This window comes from Pseudomonas sp. VS40, from assembly GCF_018587885.1.
Classification (GTDB): Bacteria; Pseudomonadota; Gammaproteobacteria; order Pseudomonadales; family Pseudomonadaceae; genus Aquipseudomonas; species Aquipseudomonas pergaminensis.
The window spans coordinates 101805-118861 of the sequence record NZ_JAGYWD010000011.1; the positions used below are offsets into that span (position 1 = coordinate 101805).

Sequence of the window (17057 nt, forward strand, 5' to 3'; positions counted from 1 at the left end):
GGGAAGACATCATGGCATTAGCATCTCCACTTGAATCCATCGAAAGCGCGGTGATCTGGCTGCTGGTGGTTTTTTCGGTCGCCACCTGGGGCCTGGCCTTGCTCAAGGGCGTGCAGTTCGGTCGCCTCAAGGCCCAGGATCGCAAGTTCCATAAACAGTTCTGGGCGGCGTCGAGTCTCGACTCGGCCGCCGAGCTGGCTGAAACCCAGCCGGGCGCCGCTGCTCGCGTCGCCCAGGCCGGTTATGCCGCGATCCAGGTGGGTGAAACCCCGCACGCGGCGGACCTGAGCCAGGCGATTAACCACCAGGACCGCCTCGAGCGCGCCCTGCGTCAGCAAATCGTGCGTGAGCGCCGCTCCCTGGAGACCGGCCTGGCGGTGGTTGCCAGTATCGGCAGCACCTCGCCGTTTATCGGCCTGTTCGGCACCGTGTGGGGAATCATGGAAGCGCTCAAGGGCATCAGCGCCGCCGGTTCCGCCAGCCTTGAAACCGTGGCAGGCCCGATTGGCGCGGCTTTGGTCGCCACCGGTGTGGGTATCGCCGTCGCGGTGCCTGCGGTGCTGGTCTACAACTATTTCCTGCGTCGCCTGAAGCTGACGGCTGCGGACCTGGACGACTTTGCCCACGACTTCTACAGCCTGGCGCAGAAAAATTCCTTCCGTGTGCTGCTGCACCCGACCCTGAACAAAACCACTGCCAGTAACCCGCAAAAAGTGAAGGAGGCGTCCTGAGATGGCCTTTTCCACGCAAGACAGCGATGAGGTACTGAGCGAGATCAACGTCACACCGCTGGTAGACGTGATGCTGGTGCTGCTGGTGGTGTTTATCGTCACCGCGCCGCTTTTGACCAACGCGATCCCGATCAACCTACCCAAGACTGAGGCGGTCGCGCCGGTGGAGCAGAAAGACCCGCTGGTGGTGAGCATCGACGGCGCCGGCAAGCTGTTTATCAACAAGGACGAAATCCAGCCGGACCTGCTGGAGTTCAACCTGCAGGCGGCCAAGGCCAAGGACCCCGATGTGCGGGTGCAACTGCAGGCTGACGATGGCGTGAACTACGGCGAAGTGGCGCGAGCCATGGCGTCTATCGAGCGCGCGGGCATCACCAAGTTGTCGGTGATTACCGCACGTTAGTTGCAAATGCCTCGACAATTTTTTGGCCGTCTCCTTGGCAGGGTGCGGCCTTTTTTTTGTGTAAAACCCATATGTATTTTTGGTTATTAATAAATAGCTTCTTATTCCTTAACGAATATAAAACCCGTCCCTATACTGTTCAGCAACGTTAAACGCTGCAGGAGGGCACACCCATGCACAGCGAGTCGATTCGTTATCTGATCGTGCCGGGCTGGCAAGGATCGCCAGAAGATCATTGGCAAAGTCACTGGCAGAACAGCCTGCCCAATAGCGCCCGCGTGGAGCAGGCCGACTGGCTGACCCCGCGTCGCGAAGACTGGGTCGCCGCGCTGGCCGAGGCCATTGCGGCCGACAGCACGCCGGTGATCCTGATCGCCCATAGCCTGGGCTGCATCACCGTGGCGCACTGGGCGGCCACTGCACCGGTGCGGTTTTTGCGTCAGGTACGCGGTGCGTTGCTGGTGGCGCCGGCTGATGTCGAACGTCCCGCTTGCGCGCCGGCCTTGCGTAATTTCGCCCCCATTCCAACCGACCTGCTGCCGTTTCCGAGCCAGGTGGTCAGCTCCGACAACGACAGTGCCGTCAGCGCCCCTCGGGCCTTGGAGCTGGCGCGCAACTGGGGTGCCGAAGCCGGCATTCTGTCCGGCGCCGGGCATATCAATGTGAAGTCTGGCCACCAACGCTGGGAGCAGGGATTTGCTTACCTGTACCGCCTGCAAAGTCGCCTTGAGCACCACGCCCGGCGCACTGCCTGAACATTTTTCAACGCCCCGTCCCTTAAGTGGATTTGGGGCGGGAGCCTGCCATGAGTCTGCATGAAACCTACGGCCAGCCTTTGCTGACCTTTCCCGACGCGGAAAAAAGCCCGCTGAGCATCCGCGCCAAGGCGCTGGTGTTTGTCGATCCCCGTTCGCGCCAATTGCGCGAAGACCTCGAGAGCCTTGCGCCGCGCGCCTTGCCCGTATTGATTCGTGGCGAAACCGGTAGTGGTAAAGAGTTGCTGGCGCGGCACATCCACCGTGGCAGCGACCGCACAGGCCTGTTTGTCTCGGTCAATTGCGGCGCCATCAGCCCGACCTATGCCGATGCGGAATTATTCGGTTATGCCGCCGGTGCCCACAGTGGCGCGGCCAGCAGCCGGGCAGGGTGGTTCGGTTCGGCGAATGGCGGCACCTTGTACCTGGATGAGATTGGCGACCTGCCGCTGCCGATCCAGGTGAAGCTGTTGGCCGCGCTGGAAAACCACGAAGTCACTCGCGTCGGCGCCCATCAGCCCAGCCCAGTGGATGTGCGCCTGGTCGCCGCCACCAGCATCGACCTGGCCCAGGCCGTGGCAGCCGGCAAGTTCCATGAGCGCTTGTTTCACTACTTGAGCGAAGGGCGGCTGGACTTGCCAGCACTGCGCGAACGCGTGGGTGACATCCTGTCCCTGGCCGAGTACTTCCTGGGTATCTACAGCCAGCGTCTGGACCTGCCGGTGCCGCTGATCAGCGATGCCGCGCAGCGTGTGCTGGAACACCACAGCTGGCCGGGCAATACTCGTGAGCTGGAAAACGTCATTCACTTCGCGTTGCTGGTGAGCAGCGGCGACGAGATCCTGCCCGAGCATTTGAACCTGCCGGTCGCTGGTTCGCCATTGGAACAGGTGCAGCGTATTTTCCAGCGTGCCAGCCCCGCCGAGCAGGAAACTCTGCGTAAATTCCTACATGAACAAAATGGAATATCAACGTGAATAAAAGATATTGTTCGGGAATAAAAAATCTAGGTATTGTCCCTTCCACGCCGCGATAGCACTTCGCTGGCACACCTCATAAAAAACGGTCGTCAGAGACGCCCCGGAATTTCGATAAGGACACTGCATGAAAAAGGTTCTGTTGTTTACCGCACTGGCGGCTGCCCTGACTGCAAGCTTCGCCCAGGCCAACGAAAAACTGGTGGTGGCCGCCACGCCGATCCCGCACGCCGAGATCCTCGAACTGGTCAAGCCAACCCTCGCCAAAGAAGGCGTGGACCTGGAAATCAAAGTCTTCACCGACTATGTACAACCTAACGTGCAGGTGGCCGAGAAGCGCCTGGACGCCAACTACTTCCAGACCCTGCCGTACCTGGAAAACTTCAACAAGGGCAAGGGCACCAACCTGGTCACCGTAGTCGGTGTGCACGTTGAACCCTTCGGCGGTTACTCGAAAAAGATCAAGAACATTTCCGAGCTCAAAGATGGCGCCACCGTGGCCATTCCAAACGAAGGCTCCAACAGCGGCCGCGCCCTGTTGCTGCTGCAGAAAGCCGGTGTGATCACCCTGAAAGACCCGACCAACGCCCTGGCCACGCCAAAAGACATCAAGGACAACCCCAAGCATCTGAAATTCAAGGAGCTGGAATCTGCCTTGCTGCCACGCGTGCTGGACCAGGTGGACCTGGACCTGATCAACACCAACTACGCCCTGGAAGCTGGCCTGAACCCAGCCAAAGACGCGCTGATCATCGAAGACGCCAAGTCGCCGTACGTGAACTTCCTGGTGGCTCGCCCGGACAACAAGGACAGCGACGCTATCCAGAAACTGTCCAAGGCCCTGACCAGCCCGGAAGTCAAAGCCTTCATCGAGAAAAAGTACAACGGCGCGGTAGTGCCTGCGTTCTGATGTAGACAAAACCCCCTTCAAGGTTTGAACGCCGACGGCTGTTACAGCGTCGGCGTTTTTTTATGCTCGGCATTGGAATGCGGTTAAAACTGTGGGAGCTGGCTTGCCTGCGATGGCGGTTTGTCAGCTAATGGCGTGCTGGCTGATCCACCGCTATCGCAGGCAAGCCAGCTCCCACCTTTGTCGGCGGTGTATTTTAGAGAGCGCGGCTGTTGATAGCCCGCCGCAGCGCCACCAACCATTTCACCAGCTCCTGCGGATCAATCGGTTTCACTTCTTTCATGGTTCGATCCCTCGAATCTCAGACCCTCCAACCATAGCTGTCACCCGTCAAACCCGCGAATCCGGCGGTTATCTTTTTGGGTGATATCAATATGCTATTTAGGTATTTAAATTTTCTTTTTTATACCTTTAAAGTTCGCGCTACCCGGCGTTACCCATGCCGGATCGGATTGCGCTCGCTGCATTACCCTTGCGGCGTCATGGACTGGAAATGACCTTCGATTTCGCTTTTATCCTCAGCACGCTCCCGGCGTTTCTGAAAGCCGTGGGCGTGACGCTGCAAGTCGGCCTGATCGCCATTGCCACCTCGTTACTGGTGGCGCTGATCAACGCGGCGATGCTGGTGTTTCGCACGCCGTACCTGTCGCGCCTGGTGGCGCTCTATGTGGAGCTGGCGCGCAACACACCGCTGTTGATCCAGCTGTTCTTCGTGTACTTCGCGCTGCCGGCCCTGGGTTTCAATATCTCCGGGTTCTGGGCGGCGATCATCACCATGACCTTCCTTGGCGGCGCTTACCTCACTGAGGTGCTGCGCGCGGGTGTGGAAGCAGTGCCGCTGGCGCAGATCGAGTCGGGCAAGTCCATCGGCTTGTCCGACTGGCAGCTGCTGCGCCATGTGATCCTGCCCCAGGCCGGCATCCTCAGCCTGCCGGCGCTGTTCGCCAACTTCATCTTCCTGCTCAAGGAGACCACCGTCGTCTCCGCCGTGGCGGTGCCAGAGATTCTCTACACCACCAAGAGCTACATCGCCCTCTACTACAAGACCTACGAAATGCTCGCCGTGCTGACGCTGATTTGCGTGCTGCTGTTCCTGCCACTGTCGCTGCTGCTCAGCCGCCTGGAAAGGAGGCTCCAGCATGGCCAGTTCGGGTCTTGAGTTGCTGTGGGTGTCGTTGCCGCAACTGGGCAAGGGCGCTGCGCAGACCCTGTCGATCTCGTTCTTGAGCATCGCGTTCAGCACCATCGGCGGCGTGTTGTATGGCGTGCTGCGCACTTTGAACAACCGGTTGATCAACGCGGTGCTGCGGGTGTACCTGGAGCTGTTCCGCGCGATCCCGGTGTTGGTGTGGTTGTACCTGCTGTTTTTCGGGCTGCCGATTTTCTTCGGCCTGAGCATTCCGAGTTTCTGGTGTGCGGTGCTGGTGCTGTCACTGTGGGGCGCCAGCGAGGTGGGTGAAGTGGTGCGCGGTGCCTTGCATTCGCTGCCACGCGGGCAACGTGAAGCGGGGTTGTCGATTGGTCTCTCGGACCCGCAGCTCTACGGCTACGTGCTGCTGCCCCAAGCTCTGAAACGCATGACGCCGCCGACCATCAACGTCTACACGCGCATCATCAAGACCAGCTCCCTGGCGGTGCTGATCGGCGTGGTGGATGTGATCAAGGTTGGCCAGCAAATCATCGAACGCACCTATGAATCAGTGCTGATCTACGGCGTGCTGTTCCTGTTTTTCTTCTTTATCTGCTACCCGTTGTCGGCCGCCTCCAAGGTGCTGGAACGGCGCTGGGCCCAAGCATGAGCGCATTGATCGAGTTCCAGGGTTTCAACAAATTCTTTGGCGACCAGCAGGTGCTCAAGGGCATCGACCTGAGTGTGCAAAGTGGCGAAGTGGTGGTGATCCTCGGCCCCAGCGGCTGCGGCAAAAGCACCTTGCTGCGTTGCCTCAATGGGCTCGAAGTCGCGCACAGCGGCAGCCTGCGTTTCGCCGGCAAGCAGCTTCTGGACAAAAGCACCGACTGGCGCCAGGTACGCCAGGACGTGGGCATGGTGTTCCAGAGCTACCACTTGTTCCCGCATATGAGCGTGCTCGACAACATTCTGCTCGGCCCCTTGAAGGTACAAAAACGCGACCCCCGCGAAGCCCGTGAACAGGCAGAAAAACTGCTCGACCGTGTAGGCCTTGCCGACAAACGCGACGCCTTCCCGCGTCAGCTATCCGGTGGCCAGCAGCAACGCATCGCCATCGTCCGTTCACTGTGCATGAACCCCCAGGTCATGCTGTTTGACGAAGTCACCGCCGCCCTCGACCCGGAGATGGTCAAGGAAGTGCTGGAAGTGATCCAGGGCCTGGCCCGCGATGGCATGACCTTGCTGATCGTTACCCACGAAATGGCCTTCGCCCGCGCCGTCGCCGACCGCGTGGTGTTCATGGAGGCCGGTCGCATCCTCGAACAAAACACCCCCGAGGCATTCTTTACGAACCCGCAAACCGCACGCGCGCAGCAGTTCCTGGAGAAGTTCTCCTTTGTTTCAACACTGCCCAAGAAAACCAAGGAACTGGAGCTGATATGAAAAAGTTACTGCTGCCACTGTTTGCCGTCGCTCTGCTGGCCGGCTGCGATAAAAAGGCCGAAGAGCCTGTAAAACCTGCCGCTGTCAGTTACATCGATAAGATCAAGGCCCGTGACAAACTGATCGTCGGTGTCTTCACCGACAAACCGCCGTTTGGTTTTGTGAACGAAGCTGGCCGTTACGTAGGCTTCGATACCGACATCGGTCGCCAATTCGCCAAAGACCTGCTGGGCGATGAAAACAAGGTCGAGTTTGTTGCCGTCGAGCCGGCCAGCCGTATTCCGTTCCTGCAGAGCGACAAGGTCGATTTGATCCTCGCCAACATGACCGTGACCCCGGAGCGCAAGGAAGCGGTGGACTTTACAAACCCCAACTTGAAAGTTGCGGTACAGGCCCTGGTACCCAACGACAGCGCGGTGAAAAGCCTGGATGACCTGGCCACCCGCACCACCATCGTCACTACCGGCACCACCGCCGATATCTGGCTGACCAAGAACCACCCGGACTGGAAACTGCTCAAGTTCGAGAAAAACTCCGAGTCGTTGCAGGCGTTGTCTGCCGGCCGTGGTGATGCCTATGCCCAGGACAACCTTGTGCTGTTCAGCTGGGCCAAGCAGAACCCGGGCTACCGTGTGCTGGAAGAAAAGCTGGGTGATGAAGCGCCGATTGCACCCGCGGTGAAGAAGGGCAACATCGAACTGCGCGACTGGGTGAATGCCGAGCTGGCCAAGTTGGGCGAGGAGAAATTCCTGCTCAAGCTGTACGACCAGTATGTGCGTAAAGAGCTGAGCGATGACACCAAGCCGGAGAGTGTGATTGTTGAAGGCGGGAAGTGGCAGGGCTGATTGTTGATTGATTGTTCTGGCCTCATCGGGGGCAAGCCCCCTCCCACATTTGACGGTATTCACACATCAAAATTTGTGAACCCAACCCAGTGTGGGAGGGGGCTTGCCCCCGATGAGGCCGGCACAGCAACCGCCTATTCCGGCCAATGCCAGGCGGGTGCATCCAATATTCCCTGCCCGACGATCCGCGTCTCCCCCAACACCTTTTCCAGCACAATCGAATTGCAGCCCTCATCCTGCTGCAATGCCGCAATCAGGCGGCTGGCATGGGACACCACCCACACCTGGCAGTGCTGGGACGCCTGGATGATCAAGCGCGCCAATGCCGGTAGCAGGTCCGGGTGCAAACTGGTCTCTGGCTCGTTCAGCACCATCATGGTCGGCGGCCGAGGTGTGAGCAGCGCCGCGATCAGTAGCAGGTAACGCAAGGTGCCGTCCGACAACTCCGCCGCCGACAGCGGCCGCAGCAAGCCCTCCTGATAAAACTCAATCGTAAAGCGCCCACCCTGCAACGGTTGGATATTCAAGCGTGCGCCGGGGAAAGCGTCGCTGACTGCGCGCTGCAATGCCTCGGGATCGCCGATTTCACGAATGGTCTGCAACGCCGCCGCCAGGTCGCGCCCGTCGTGATGTAGCACTGGCGTACGTGTGCCCAGTTGAGGTTGGCGGACCGGCGCGTCGACATCGCTGCGAAAGTGATCATAAAAGCGCCAGCCACGGATGCTTTCGCGCAGCAGCAACACCTCCGGCGAACCGCGCAGGCTGCCAACCTGATCAAACAGGCTGTGGTAGTTCGGCGTGTGCTGGGCCAGCACATCCCAGGCGCGGCCCTCACGCGCCCGCACCATCGGCCCGGAACGCTGCACCAGCAGGCTGGCCGGGCGGTAGATAGGGCCGGCCCAGATGCATTCCTTCTTCACTTCCGGGTCCAGCGAGAAATAGGACAGCGTTTTTTCCGGCAGCCCCAGGGAAATGGCGTAGCTGAAATCTTCCCCGGCAAAGCCCAGGCGCAAGCGTTTGACGCCCTGACGCACGATGGGCTCGACCGGCACCTCACCGCTGCGCATGCGCCGGCTAATGGTCTCCGGCCCGGCCCAGAAGGTCGAATCCAGCCCACCCTCACGGGCCAGCGCATTGATCACCCCACCCTGGGCGGTTTCCGCCAGCAGGCGCAGGGCGCGGTACAAGTTGGACTTGCCGCTGCCATTGGGGCCGGTGACCAGGTTGAGTCGGTCCAGGGGCACTACCAATTTATTGATCGAGCGGTAATTGGCCACCGCGAGGGTCTTGAGCATGGGCATTCAGTCGGCGTGGGAACCATTGGAGTATGGGAGCCTCCATGCAGATAAGGAACCCTCAACTAAGCTCACAGTCGCATACACACTGGCAAGTCGGCATCACGCAAAAGGAGCCTGCATGGGCGGTCGTATTTCCACCTTTATTCTAGGCCTTGGCCTACTGGCGCTTTTGAGCGGCTGTAGCGAGGACAATGCCGAACCGAAGCAGCATTCACGGGTGTTTGTACAGACCGTGCAGCCGGCGGATTTTGCCGCAGCAGTCACGTTGACCGGCGATATCCAGGCCCGTGTGCAAACCGATCTGTCCTTCCGTGTGGGCGGCAAGATCATCCAGCGCATGGTGGACGTGGGCGACCGTGTGACCGCCAAGCAAGTGCTGGCCAAGCTCGATCCCAAAGACTTGCAGACCAACGTCGATTCCGCCCAGGCCCAGGTCGTGGCCGAGCAGGCGCGGGTCAAACAGACGGCCGCCGCCTTCGTGCGCCAGGAAAAACTCTTGCCCAAGGGCTACACCAGCCGCAGCGAATACGATTCCGCCCAGGCCGCGTTGCGCAGCAGCCAGAGTGCTCTCGCCGCCGCCCAGGCCCAACTGGCCAATGCCCGCGAACAGCTCGGCTATACCGCGCTGATCGCTGAAGCGCCGGGAGTGATTACCGCGCGCCAGGCAGAAGTCGGCCAGGTAGTGCAGGCCACCGTGCCGATCTTCAGCCTGGCGCGGGATGGCGAGCGCGATGCGGTGTTCAACGTCTATGAGTCGCTGCTGGTGGAGCCGCCGCCGGACGCGCCGATCACCGTCAGCCTGCTGGATAACCCGAGCATCAAGGTCCAGGGCAAAGTGCGTGAAGTCACGCCTGCCGTGGCGGCCAACACGGGCACCGTGCAGGTGAAAATCGCCCTGCAAGCGTTGCCCAAGGGCATGGAGTTGGGTTCTGTAGTGAGCGCTACGGCCAACGGCCCGGCCAAGGCCAGTATCGAATTACCTTGGGCTGCGCTAACCAAAGATCTCAGCGAGCCCGCCGTGTGGTTGATCGACGGCGACGGCAAGGCGCAGCTGCACAAAGTCACCGTGGCGCGCTACCTCACCGGCAAAGTCATCATTGGCGACGGCCTCAAGGGCGGCGAAAAAGTCGTGGTGGCCGGCGGGCAATTGCTGCACCCCGGCATGCTGGTCGAGATCGCCCAGCAAGGAGCCCAACCATGAAGCGCCTGACGGGGATACTCGCCGCCAGCCTGTTGCTGGTGGCCTGCTCCAAGGAAGAACCGCCGCCCGAGCCTGTGCGCCCGGTGCTGTCCATGGAAGTGACGTCCGAGGACCAGGAAAACCTTGGCCGCTTCGCCGGCACCATCCAGGCCCGCTATGAAAGCAACCTGGGTTTCCGTGTGCCAGGCCGCATTGCCCGGCGCGCCGTGGACGTGGGCGCCGAGGTGGAGAAGGGCGCCTTACTCGCCGTTCTCGATCCCACCGACCAGCAGAACCAATTGCGCTCGGCCCAGGGCGACCTGGCCCGCGTGCAAGCGCAATACATCAACGCCCAGGCCAACGCCCGCCGCCAACAGGAGCTGTTCAACCGTGGCGTTGGCGCCCAGGCTCAGCTGGATATTGCCCAGACCGACCTGAAGACCACCCAGGCGTCCCTCGACCAGGCCCAGGCCTCGGTCAATCAAGCCAAGGACCAACTCAACTACGCCGAACTGCGCACCGACCACGCGGGCATCGTCACCGCCTGGAATGCCGAGGCCGGCCAGGTGGTCAGCGCCGGCCAGCAAGTGGTGACCCTGGCCCGCCCGGATATCAAGGAAGCGGTGATCGATCTGCCGGCCGGCCTTGCCGAGCGCCTGCCGCCAGACGTGGTGTTCCTGGTCGCCGGGCAGCTCGACCCCAGCGTGCACACCACCGCCATCGTGCGCGAGATCGAACCCCAGGCCCAAAGCGCCACGCGCACTCGCCGAGCACGCCTGACCCTGGCCGAAACGCCGCCCGCGTTCCGCCTGGGCACGGCGATCAGCGTGACCTTGAGCACCGCCATCGCGCCTCGCATCGAACTGCCCCTGAGCGCCTTGCAGGAGGTCGACGGCAAGACCCGGATCTGGCTGCTCGATACCCAGAACCAGACCGTGCAACCGCGCGACGTCAGCGTGATCAGCCGTGACGCCCGCAGCGCCGTGCTCAGTGGTGGCGTCAAACCCGGCGAACGCATCGTCACCGCCGGCGTGAACAGCCTGAAACCCGGGCAAAAAGTCAAAATCGACGAGGACAGCCCGCGATGAAAGGGAGCTTCAACTTATCCGACTGGGCCCTCAAGCATCAGTCCTTCGTCTGGTACCTGATGTTCGTCGCGCTGCTGATGGGCGTGTTCTCCTACATGAACCTGGGCCGCGAGGAAGACCCTTCGTTCACCATCAAGACCATGGTGATCCAGACCCGCTGGCCGGGTGCGACCCAGGAAGAAACGCTCAAGCAGGTCACCGACCGCATCGAGAAAAAACTCGAAGAGCTGGACTCCCTCGACTACGTGAAAAGCTACACGCGGCCGGGTGAATCCACGGTGTTCGTGTTCCTCAAGGACACCACCAGCGCCAAGGCCATCCCGGAGATCTGGTACCAGGTACGCAAGAAGATCGACGATATTCGTGGCACTTTCCCCCAGGGCCTCCAGGGTCCGTCGTTCAACGACGAGTTCGGTGATGTGTTCGGCTCGGTGTACGCCTTTACCGGCGACGGCCTGTCGATGCGCCAGTTGCGCGACTACGTGGAGCAGGTGCGCGCCGAGATCCGTTCGGTGCCGGGGTTGGGCAAGGTCGAGATGATCGGCCAACAGGACGAAGTGATTTACCTGAATTTCTCCACGCGCAAACTGGCCGCCCTGGGCATTGATCAACGCCAGGTCGTGCAAAGCCTGCAATCGCAGAACGCGGTGACTCCGGCCGGTGTGATCGAGGCCGGGCCGGAGCGCATTTCGGTGCGCACGTCGGGGCAGTTCGCCTCGGAGAAGGACTTGGCCAACGTCAATCTGCGGCTCAACGACCGGTTCTATCGGCTGGCGGACATTGCCGAGATCAGCCGTGGCTACGTGGACCCGGCGCGCCCGATGTTCCGGTTCAACGGCAAGCCGGCGATCGGCTTGGCGATTGCCATGCAGAAGGGCGGCAATATCCAGTCGTTCGGCAAGGCCTTGCACACGCGCATGGACGAGCTGACCGCCGACCTGCCGGTGGGCGTCGGTGTGCATAAGGTGTCCGACCAGGCGGAGGTGGTGGAGGAGGCCGTCGGCGGCTTTACCAGTGCGCTGTTTGAAGCGGTGATCATCGTGCTGGTGGTGAGCTTTATCAGCCTCGGCATGCGCGCCGGGCTGGTGGTGGCATGCTCGATTCCGTTGGTGCTGGCGCTGGTGTTCGTGTTCATGGAATACAGCGGCATCACCATGCAACGGGTGTCGCTGGGCGCGCTGATCATTGCGCTCGGCCTGTTGGTGGACGACGCGATGATCACCGTCGAGATGATGATCACGCGCCTGGAAAAAGGCGAAACCAAGGAACAGGCAGCGACCTACGCCTATACCTCCACGGCCTTCCCGATGCTCACCGGTACGCTGGTGACCGTGGCGGGTTTTGTGCCGATCGGCCTCAACGCCAGTTCGGCGGGCGAATACACCTTCACCCTGTTTGCGGTGATTGCCGTAGCGATGCTGGTGTCTTGGGTGGTGGCGGTGCTGTTTGCGCCGGTGATCGGCGTGCATATCCTCAGCGCCAACGTCAAACCCCACAGCGCTGAGCCAGGGCGGGTCGGCCGCGCCTTCAATGGCGGCATGCTGTGGGCCATGCGCAACCGCTGGTGGGCAATCGGCATCACCGTGGCACTGTTTGTGGCGTCGGTGTTTTCCATGCAGTTCGTGCAGAACCAGTTCTTTCCGTCGTCGGACCGCCCGGAAATTCTCGTCGACCTGAACCTGCCGCAAAACGCCTCGATCAACGAGACCCGCAAAGCCGTCGACCGCCTGGAAGCGATCATCAAGGACGACCCGGACATCGCGCGCTGGAGCACCTACATCGGCCAGGGCGCGATCCGGTTCTACCTGCCGCTCGACCAGCAACTGGAAAACCCCTACTACGCGCAGTTGGTGATCGTGAGCAAGGGCCTGGAAGAACGTGGCGAGTTGATCGCGCGTTTGCAAAAGCGCCTGCGCGATGACTTCGTGGGTATCGGCAGCTACGTGCAGCCGCTGGAGATGGGCCCGCCGGTGGGTAGGCCGATTCAGTATCGCGTGTCGGGCAAAGACACCGACCAGGTGCGCAAACACGCCATCGAACTGGCGACCCTGCTGGATAAGAACACCCACTTGGGCGAGATCATCTACGACTGGAACGAGCCGGGCAAAGTGCTGCGCATCGACATTGCGCAGGACAAGGCGCGGCAACTGGGGCTGTCGTCGGAAGACGTCGCGCAGTTGATGAACAGCGTAGTCAGCGGTGCCTCGGTCACGCAGGTACACGACGATATCTACCTGATCAACGTGGTCGGCCGCGCCGAAGACGCCGAGCGGGGTACGCCGGAAACCTTGCAGAACCTGCAGATTGTCACGCCCAACGGTACTTCCATCCCGCTGCTGGCCTTCGCCACCGTGCGCTATGAATTGGAACAGCCGCTGGTGTGGCGTCGCGACCGCAAGCCGACCATCACCATCAAGGCGTCGGTGCGCGACGAGATGCAACCCACCGACCTGGTCAAGCAACTCAAGCCTGAGATCGACAAGTTCAGCGCCGGCCTGCCGGTGGGCTACAAGGTCGCCACTGGCGGCACCGTGGAGGAAAGCGGCAAGGCCCAGGGCCCGATTGCCAGCGTGGTGCCACTGATGCTGTTCCTGATGGCGACCTTCCTGATGATTCAGCTGCACAGCGTGCAGAAGATGTTCCTGGTGGCCAGTGTGGCGCCGCTCGGCTTGATTGGCGTGGTGCTGGCGCTGATCCCCACGGGCACGCCCATGGGCTTTGTGGCGATCCTGGGTATTCTGGCGTTGATCGGCATCATCATCCGTAACTCGGTGATCCTGGTGACGCAGATTCATGAATATGAAGTGGCCGGCTATTCGCCGTGGGATGCGGTGGTGGAAGCCACCGAGCATCGGCGCCGGCCGATCCTGCTGACGGCCGCTGCTGCGAGCCTTGGCATGATTCCCATCGCCCGCGAAGTGTTCTGGGGGCCGATGGCGTACGCGATGATCGGCGGGATCATCATCGCCACCTTGTTAACGCTGTTGTTCCTGCCGGCGCTCTACGTGGCCTGGTACAAAATCCGCGAGCCCAAGCAGGAGCAGCAGGAAAAACGCAGTTAGAAATGTGGAGGCTTGCTGTGGTGTTCAGGTGCTCTCGCCACAGCAAGCTCGCTCCCACAGCTTGATGCTCATTGACCTTTTGTACCGTGGGAAACGTCCGGAGGTGATACGCGTTGCCCCCGCCAGTCATAGAGTGGTCTACCCTCCCGACTTCACTTCGTTCGGGTCCAGTCCTATGCGCTACCTGCGTTCTGTTTTGTTGCTCTGCGGTCTGTTCCTCTCGCCGCTGACGTTCGCCACCGTTCTGGAAAACGCCCTGTGGCGGGTCGAACTCGACCCGGCAACCCTGGCCCTCCGCGTTACGCCCAACGGCCAACCGACGGTGCAAGCGTCCAGCGGCGTCGTGGCCCGTACCGTCAGCCAACTTGAACACCACCATCAGCAAGCGAGCTGGCAATGGGATGACGGCGCCTTTCGGGTGAGCGCCAGCCTTGACCAACGCGACCTGCTGCTCTCTATCACGGCGCGGGAAGCGGGTGAGCTGCCGATCCTCATGCAACCGGCGAGTGCCCTGGGCCAGGGGCTGATGTGGCCGTTGGCCGAGGGGCATTACGTGCCCACCGGCAATGCAGAGTGGAAGGGTTTCCTGCTGGAACAAGGTGATTTAAACACGACCCAGGACCTCAGCTTGCCCCTGTGGGGGCTGGACCACGGGCGCTTCACCTTGAACTGGTTGCTGACCAACCCGTACAACAATCGCCTGCACTGGCAGGCAGGTATGGCACTGTCAGTGGCCCATGAATTCACGGCCCTCGACCCGGCCACACCCATGACCCTGCTGTTGCACCTGGGGGATGCCGATCCGTTGGCCGGCGCCAAGCGCTACCGCCAATGGTTGGTGGCGCAGGGCCGTTATGAAACGTTGGCTGACAAACTGCGAAAGACGCCCGAGGCCGAGAAGCTGCTGGGCGCCAGTCATGTCTACTTGTGGGGCAATGACTTGCTGGCCCCCGAGGATGTGCGCGATTGGCCGCTGTTGCTCAAACGCTTGCGCGGTCATGCACTCCAGGGCTTGTTGGACAAGGAGTCCGCCAAGCTCCTGGCGCAGGGTGCCGCCTTGAATCGCTATGAGCAGACGGTCGTGCTCCGGGGCCTGAACGCCGCGATCAACAAAAAGGCTCGGCAGAGCTGGCAGGTAGAAGAACCCGACATGACCCGGCTCGCCGCGCGCTATGGAGAGCTGCGTAGCGAACTGGCCGTGGACTTTGCCGGGGCCCTCAGCGATACCCCTGCGCATTGGGGCAGCCAGGTGATCCAGTCACTGCGCAGCTCAGGCCTGCCGCGCTTGCTGCTGACCCTGGGCGAAGGCTGGGAAGGCGGCCTCTGGCACCCCGAGGCGATCCGGGCCGGGGTCGACGCGGGCTTCTTGATAGCCCCTTACGACTCCTATGAAACCGCGTTGTCCGCTACGGAAAACCCGGATTGGACCACCGCTCACCTGGGCGGCAGGGCGTACCGCGAGTGCGCGATTGTGCTGAAGGACGGCAAGCTGAAAACCGGTTTCCAGCAGTCCGGCCACTACACCGACCCACGTTGTGTGCGGCCTCTGCTGGAGGCTCGTGTAAAGGCTATCCAGGCCAAGGCGGGCTTCAACGCCTGGTTCCTCGATGCCTACGCCACCAGCATGGTGTTCGACAGCTACCGTGACGACGCCCGGATGACCCAGGCACAGAACGCCGAAGGCAACATCGACGCTTCGCGCTGGCTCAATACCGCGCTCAAGTTGCCCGCCGGTTCCGAAGACGGCAACGCGATCACCGCCGAAGGCATTCTGTTCGCCCATGGCATGCAGACGCCCGTGATTGGCTGGGGGGATCACGCGATGGCCCAAGACAAGCAATCGCCTTATTACGTAGGTAATTGGTATCCGCCGGAGCAACCCGCCCTGTTCTTCAAGTCGGTGCCGTTGAAGGAGCCGTATCGTACGGTGTATTTCGATCCGACCCTGCGCCTGCCGCTGTACCAGGCGGTGTTCCACGGCTCGGTGATCACCACGCATCACTGGCTGTTCGACAGCTTGAAGCTGAGCAATGTGCAGGCTGAGAACGAGTTGACGCAGTTGCTCTACAACGTGCCGCCGCTGTATCACTTGAGTGCATCGACGCTCAAGCAGCGGCTGCCGTTGATACAGCGTCAGGACCGGGTTTTTCGGCCATTGCATCAACGGTTGGCCACCCAGGCGATGACGGGGTTTCGTTGGTTGACGGCGGATAGGCAGGTGCAGGAAACCACCTTTGCCGATGGGACGCGGTTGGTGGCGAATTTTTCTTCAGCGGAGAAACAAGGGTATGCGGGGTATAGCCTGACGGTGCTTGATGTGGGGGGGCGCGCTTTGGTGTATCAAGTGAAATAGCAATCGTCGGGTACGGCGCTCGACCTGTGGCCAGGGAGCGTACTCCCGCCAGCGGCCTGGCAGACGACTGCTCTCCAACTGTAACCCCGCGATCCAAAACTGTGGGCGCTGGCTTGCCTGCGAAGGCGGCGGTGCGGTGTACATATCCGTTATTCAGGTAACGGCGGCTAAAGCTTGCGCCACACACTGGCCAACCAAGGTTGCTGCTCTCGAGGCAAGCCTGCGGGGCGATAGTAATGCTCCAGCTCTACAAATCCTGCCTGCGTCAGCAGCGCCTGCCAGGCCTCCAGGTCGTGATACGACCCATACCGAGGTCCATTCCAGCCTTCCTGGTTTTCACCCCGGGGGTTGGAGCTGAATAGGACGCCGCCCGGCTTCAATGCGCCTTGCATCTGCTTGAGCACACGGGGAAGTTCCTGTTTGGGAATATGAAACAGCACCGCATTGGCAAAAATGCCGTCGAAGCGTTCGGCAGGCAGGTCCAGCTTCAGGAAGTCCTGCTGCATCACTTCACAGCCACTGTCTTCCCGCGCCATCTGCGCGAACCGCTCCGAGCCGTCCAGCCCCACGGCGATATGGCCCATGCGGGTAAAGGTCTGCAAGTCGCGCCCCGGGCCGCAGCCGAAATCCAGCACTGTGAACGGCGCCGTACCCTGGATATGCCGCAGCAGCGCGGCGATGTTCTGGCTCACGTCGTGGTCGCGGGTGCCCTCACGGAAGTCCTCGGCCACCTTGTTGTAGTGGCCGAGGGTGATGGACGTGATCTGGTCGAGGTCGTGGGGTGCAAGTTTCATGGCAGGGCGCACTTGGGCTGAGGTCATTGGACTATACCTCAGGCCATCGTCTGATTCAGTTGAAAGACGTATGCCCTGTGTAGGGCAAT

At 61.3% G+C, this 17057-nt stretch carries 15 protein-coding genes; 13 read left to right on the forward strand and 2 right to left on the reverse strand.

What is annotated here, in order from left to right; all coding sequences use genetic code 11:
- Positions 1–8 precede the first annotated feature (8 nt).
- The 9 genes from KHP07_RS26105 (at position 9) to KHP07_RS26145 (ending at position 7193) form a co-directional block, all read left to right on the forward strand.
- Positions 9–731 carry a MotA/TolQ/ExbB proton channel family protein gene (locus KHP07_RS26105; RefSeq protein WP_099491561.1) on the forward strand — a complete coding sequence of 241 codons (723 nt, stop codon included), beginning with the start codon at positions 9–11 and terminating at the stop codon, positions 729–731.
- Between the two features lies 1 nt (position 732).
- Positions 733–1134: an ExbD/TolR family protein gene (locus KHP07_RS26110; RefSeq protein ID WP_010565408.1), complete on the forward strand. Its 402-nt coding sequence runs from the start codon at positions 733–735 to the stop codon at positions 1132–1134.
- Between the two features lie 173 nt (positions 1135–1307).
- Positions 1308–1889, forward strand: coding sequence for an alpha/beta hydrolase (locus tag KHP07_RS26115; protein WP_078046353.1), 582 nt, complete (start codon positions 1308–1310; stop codon positions 1887–1889).
- 50 nt (positions 1890–1939) lie between these two features.
- Positions 1940–2866, forward strand: a complete 927-nt coding sequence (locus tag KHP07_RS26120) for a sigma 54-interacting transcriptional regulator (RefSeq protein ID WP_078046354.1) — start codon at positions 1940–1942, stop codon at positions 2864–2866.
- Positions 2867–2993: 127 nt separating this feature from the next.
- Positions 2994–3776, forward strand: a complete 783-nt coding sequence (locus KHP07_RS26125; RefSeq protein WP_028615272.1) for a MetQ/NlpA family ABC transporter substrate-binding protein — start codon at positions 2994–2996, stop codon at positions 3774–3776.
- Positions 3777–4269: 493 nt separating this feature from the next.
- Positions 4270–4935 carry an amino acid ABC transporter permease gene (locus tag KHP07_RS26130; RefSeq protein ID WP_078046355.1) on the forward strand — a complete coding sequence of 222 codons (666 nt, stop codon included), beginning with the start codon at positions 4270–4272 and terminating at the stop codon, positions 4933–4935.
- On the forward strand, positions 4916–5575 hold the full coding sequence (locus KHP07_RS26135) for an amino acid ABC transporter permease (RefSeq protein WP_016975004.1): 660 nt from the start codon (positions 4916–4918) through the stop codon (positions 5573–5575). Before KHP07_RS26130 ends, KHP07_RS26135 begins: the two co-directional genes overlap by 20 nt.
- Positions 5572–6348, forward strand: a complete 777-nt coding sequence (locus KHP07_RS26140; protein WP_099491449.1) for an amino acid ABC transporter ATP-binding protein — start codon at positions 5572–5574, stop codon at positions 6346–6348. The genes KHP07_RS26135 and KHP07_RS26140 overlap by 4 nt, the downstream gene beginning before the upstream one ends.
- On the forward strand, positions 6345–7193 hold the full coding sequence (locus KHP07_RS26145; protein ID WP_071493188.1) for a transporter substrate-binding domain-containing protein: 849 nt from the start codon (positions 6345–6347) through the stop codon (positions 7191–7193). The genes KHP07_RS26140 and KHP07_RS26145 overlap by 4 nt, the downstream gene beginning before the upstream one ends.
- Positions 7194–7327: 134 nt before the next feature.
- Here KHP07_RS26145 and KHP07_RS26150 read toward each other — a convergent pair whose 3' ends face one another.
- Positions 7328–8488 carry an AAA family ATPase gene (locus KHP07_RS26150; protein ID WP_214498294.1) on the reverse strand — a complete coding sequence of 387 codons (1161 nt, stop codon included), beginning with the start codon at positions 8486–8488 and terminating at the stop codon, positions 7328–7330.
- A gap of 121 nt (positions 8489–8609) precedes the next feature.
- Here KHP07_RS26150 and KHP07_RS26155 point away from each other — a divergent pair, with 121 nt between their 5' ends.
- The 4 genes from KHP07_RS26155 to KHP07_RS26170 all read left to right on the forward strand — a co-directional run bounded on the left by KHP07_RS26155 (position 8610) and on the right by KHP07_RS26170 (position 16174).
- Complete coding sequence (locus KHP07_RS26155; RefSeq protein WP_078046357.1) at positions 8610–9692, forward strand: efflux RND transporter periplasmic adaptor subunit; 1083 nt, start codon at positions 8610–8612, stop codon at positions 9690–9692.
- The gene (locus KHP07_RS26160) at positions 9689–10759 is read left to right on the forward strand and encodes an efflux RND transporter periplasmic adaptor subunit (RefSeq protein ID WP_214498295.1); all 1071 of its coding nucleotides are present in this window, start codon (positions 9689–9691) and stop codon (positions 10757–10759) included. Before KHP07_RS26155 ends, KHP07_RS26160 begins: the two co-directional genes overlap by 4 nt.
- On the forward strand, positions 10756–13821 hold the full coding sequence (locus tag KHP07_RS26165; protein ID WP_099491443.1) for an efflux RND transporter permease subunit: 3066 nt from the start codon (positions 10756–10758) through the stop codon (positions 13819–13821). The genes KHP07_RS26160 and KHP07_RS26165 overlap by 4 nt, the downstream gene beginning before the upstream one ends.
- Positions 13822–13996: 175 nt before the next feature.
- Positions 13997–16174, forward strand: coding sequence for a glycoside hydrolase (locus KHP07_RS26170; RefSeq protein WP_214498296.1), 2178 nt, complete (start codon positions 13997–13999; stop codon positions 16172–16174).
- 167 nt (positions 16175–16341) lie between these two features.
- Here KHP07_RS26170 and KHP07_RS26175 read toward each other — a convergent pair whose 3' ends face one another.
- A complete protein-coding gene (locus tag KHP07_RS26175; RefSeq protein WP_214498297.1) occupies positions 16342–16968 on the reverse strand; it encodes a class I SAM-dependent methyltransferase in 627 nt (208 codons plus the stop codon).
- Positions 16969–17057: the final 89 nt, after the last annotated feature.

What these genes read in the sequence shown, in the direction of transcription:
- KHP07_RS26110 (WP_010565408.1), top strand. Translation starts at nt 733, where the DNA reads ATGGCCTTTTCCACGCAAGACAGCGATGAGGTACTGAGCGAGATCAAC.
- KHP07_RS26115 (WP_078046353.1), top strand. Translation starts at nt 1,308, where the DNA reads ATGCACAGCGAGTCGATTCGTTATCTGATCGTGCCGGGCTGGCAAGGA.
- KHP07_RS26120 (WP_078046354.1), top strand. Translation starts at nt 1,940, where the DNA reads ATGAGTCTGCATGAAACCTACGGCCAGCCTTTGCTGACCTTTCCCGAC.
- KHP07_RS26125 (WP_028615272.1), top strand. Translation starts at nt 2,994, where the DNA reads ATGAAAAAGGTTCTGTTGTTTACCGCACTGGCGGCTGCCCTGACTGCA.
- KHP07_RS26130 (WP_078046355.1), top strand. Translation starts at nt 4,270, where the DNA reads ATGACCTTCGATTTCGCTTTTATCCTCAGCACGCTCCCGGCGTTTCTG.
- KHP07_RS26135 (WP_016975004.1), top strand. Translation starts at nt 4,916, where the DNA reads ATGGCCAGTTCGGGTCTTGAGTTGCTGTGGGTGTCGTTGCCGCAACTG.
- KHP07_RS26140 (WP_099491449.1), top strand. Translation starts at nt 5,572, where the DNA reads ATGAGCGCATTGATCGAGTTCCAGGGTTTCAACAAATTCTTTGGCGAC.
- KHP07_RS26145 (WP_071493188.1), top strand. Translation starts at nt 6,345, where the DNA reads ATGAAAAAGTTACTGCTGCCACTGTTTGCCGTCGCTCTGCTGGCCGGC.
- KHP07_RS26150 (WP_214498294.1), bottom strand. Translation starts at nt 8,488, where the DNA reads ATGCTCAAGACCCTCGCGGTGGCCAATTACCGCTCGATCAATAAATTG.
- KHP07_RS26155 (WP_078046357.1), top strand. Translation starts at nt 8,610, where the DNA reads ATGGGCGGTCGTATTTCCACCTTTATTCTAGGCCTTGGCCTACTGGCG.
- KHP07_RS26160 (WP_214498295.1), top strand. Translation starts at nt 9,689, where the DNA reads ATGAAGCGCCTGACGGGGATACTCGCCGCCAGCCTGTTGCTGGTGGCC.
- KHP07_RS26165 (WP_099491443.1), top strand. Translation starts at nt 10,756, where the DNA reads ATGAAAGGGAGCTTCAACTTATCCGACTGGGCCCTCAAGCATCAGTCC.
- KHP07_RS26170 (WP_214498296.1), top strand. Translation starts at nt 13,997, where the DNA reads ATGCGCTACCTGCGTTCTGTTTTGTTGCTCTGCGGTCTGTTCCTCTCG.
- KHP07_RS26175 (WP_214498297.1), bottom strand. Translation starts at nt 16,968, where the DNA reads ATGAAACTTGCACCCCACGACCTCGACCAGATCACGTCCATCACCCTC.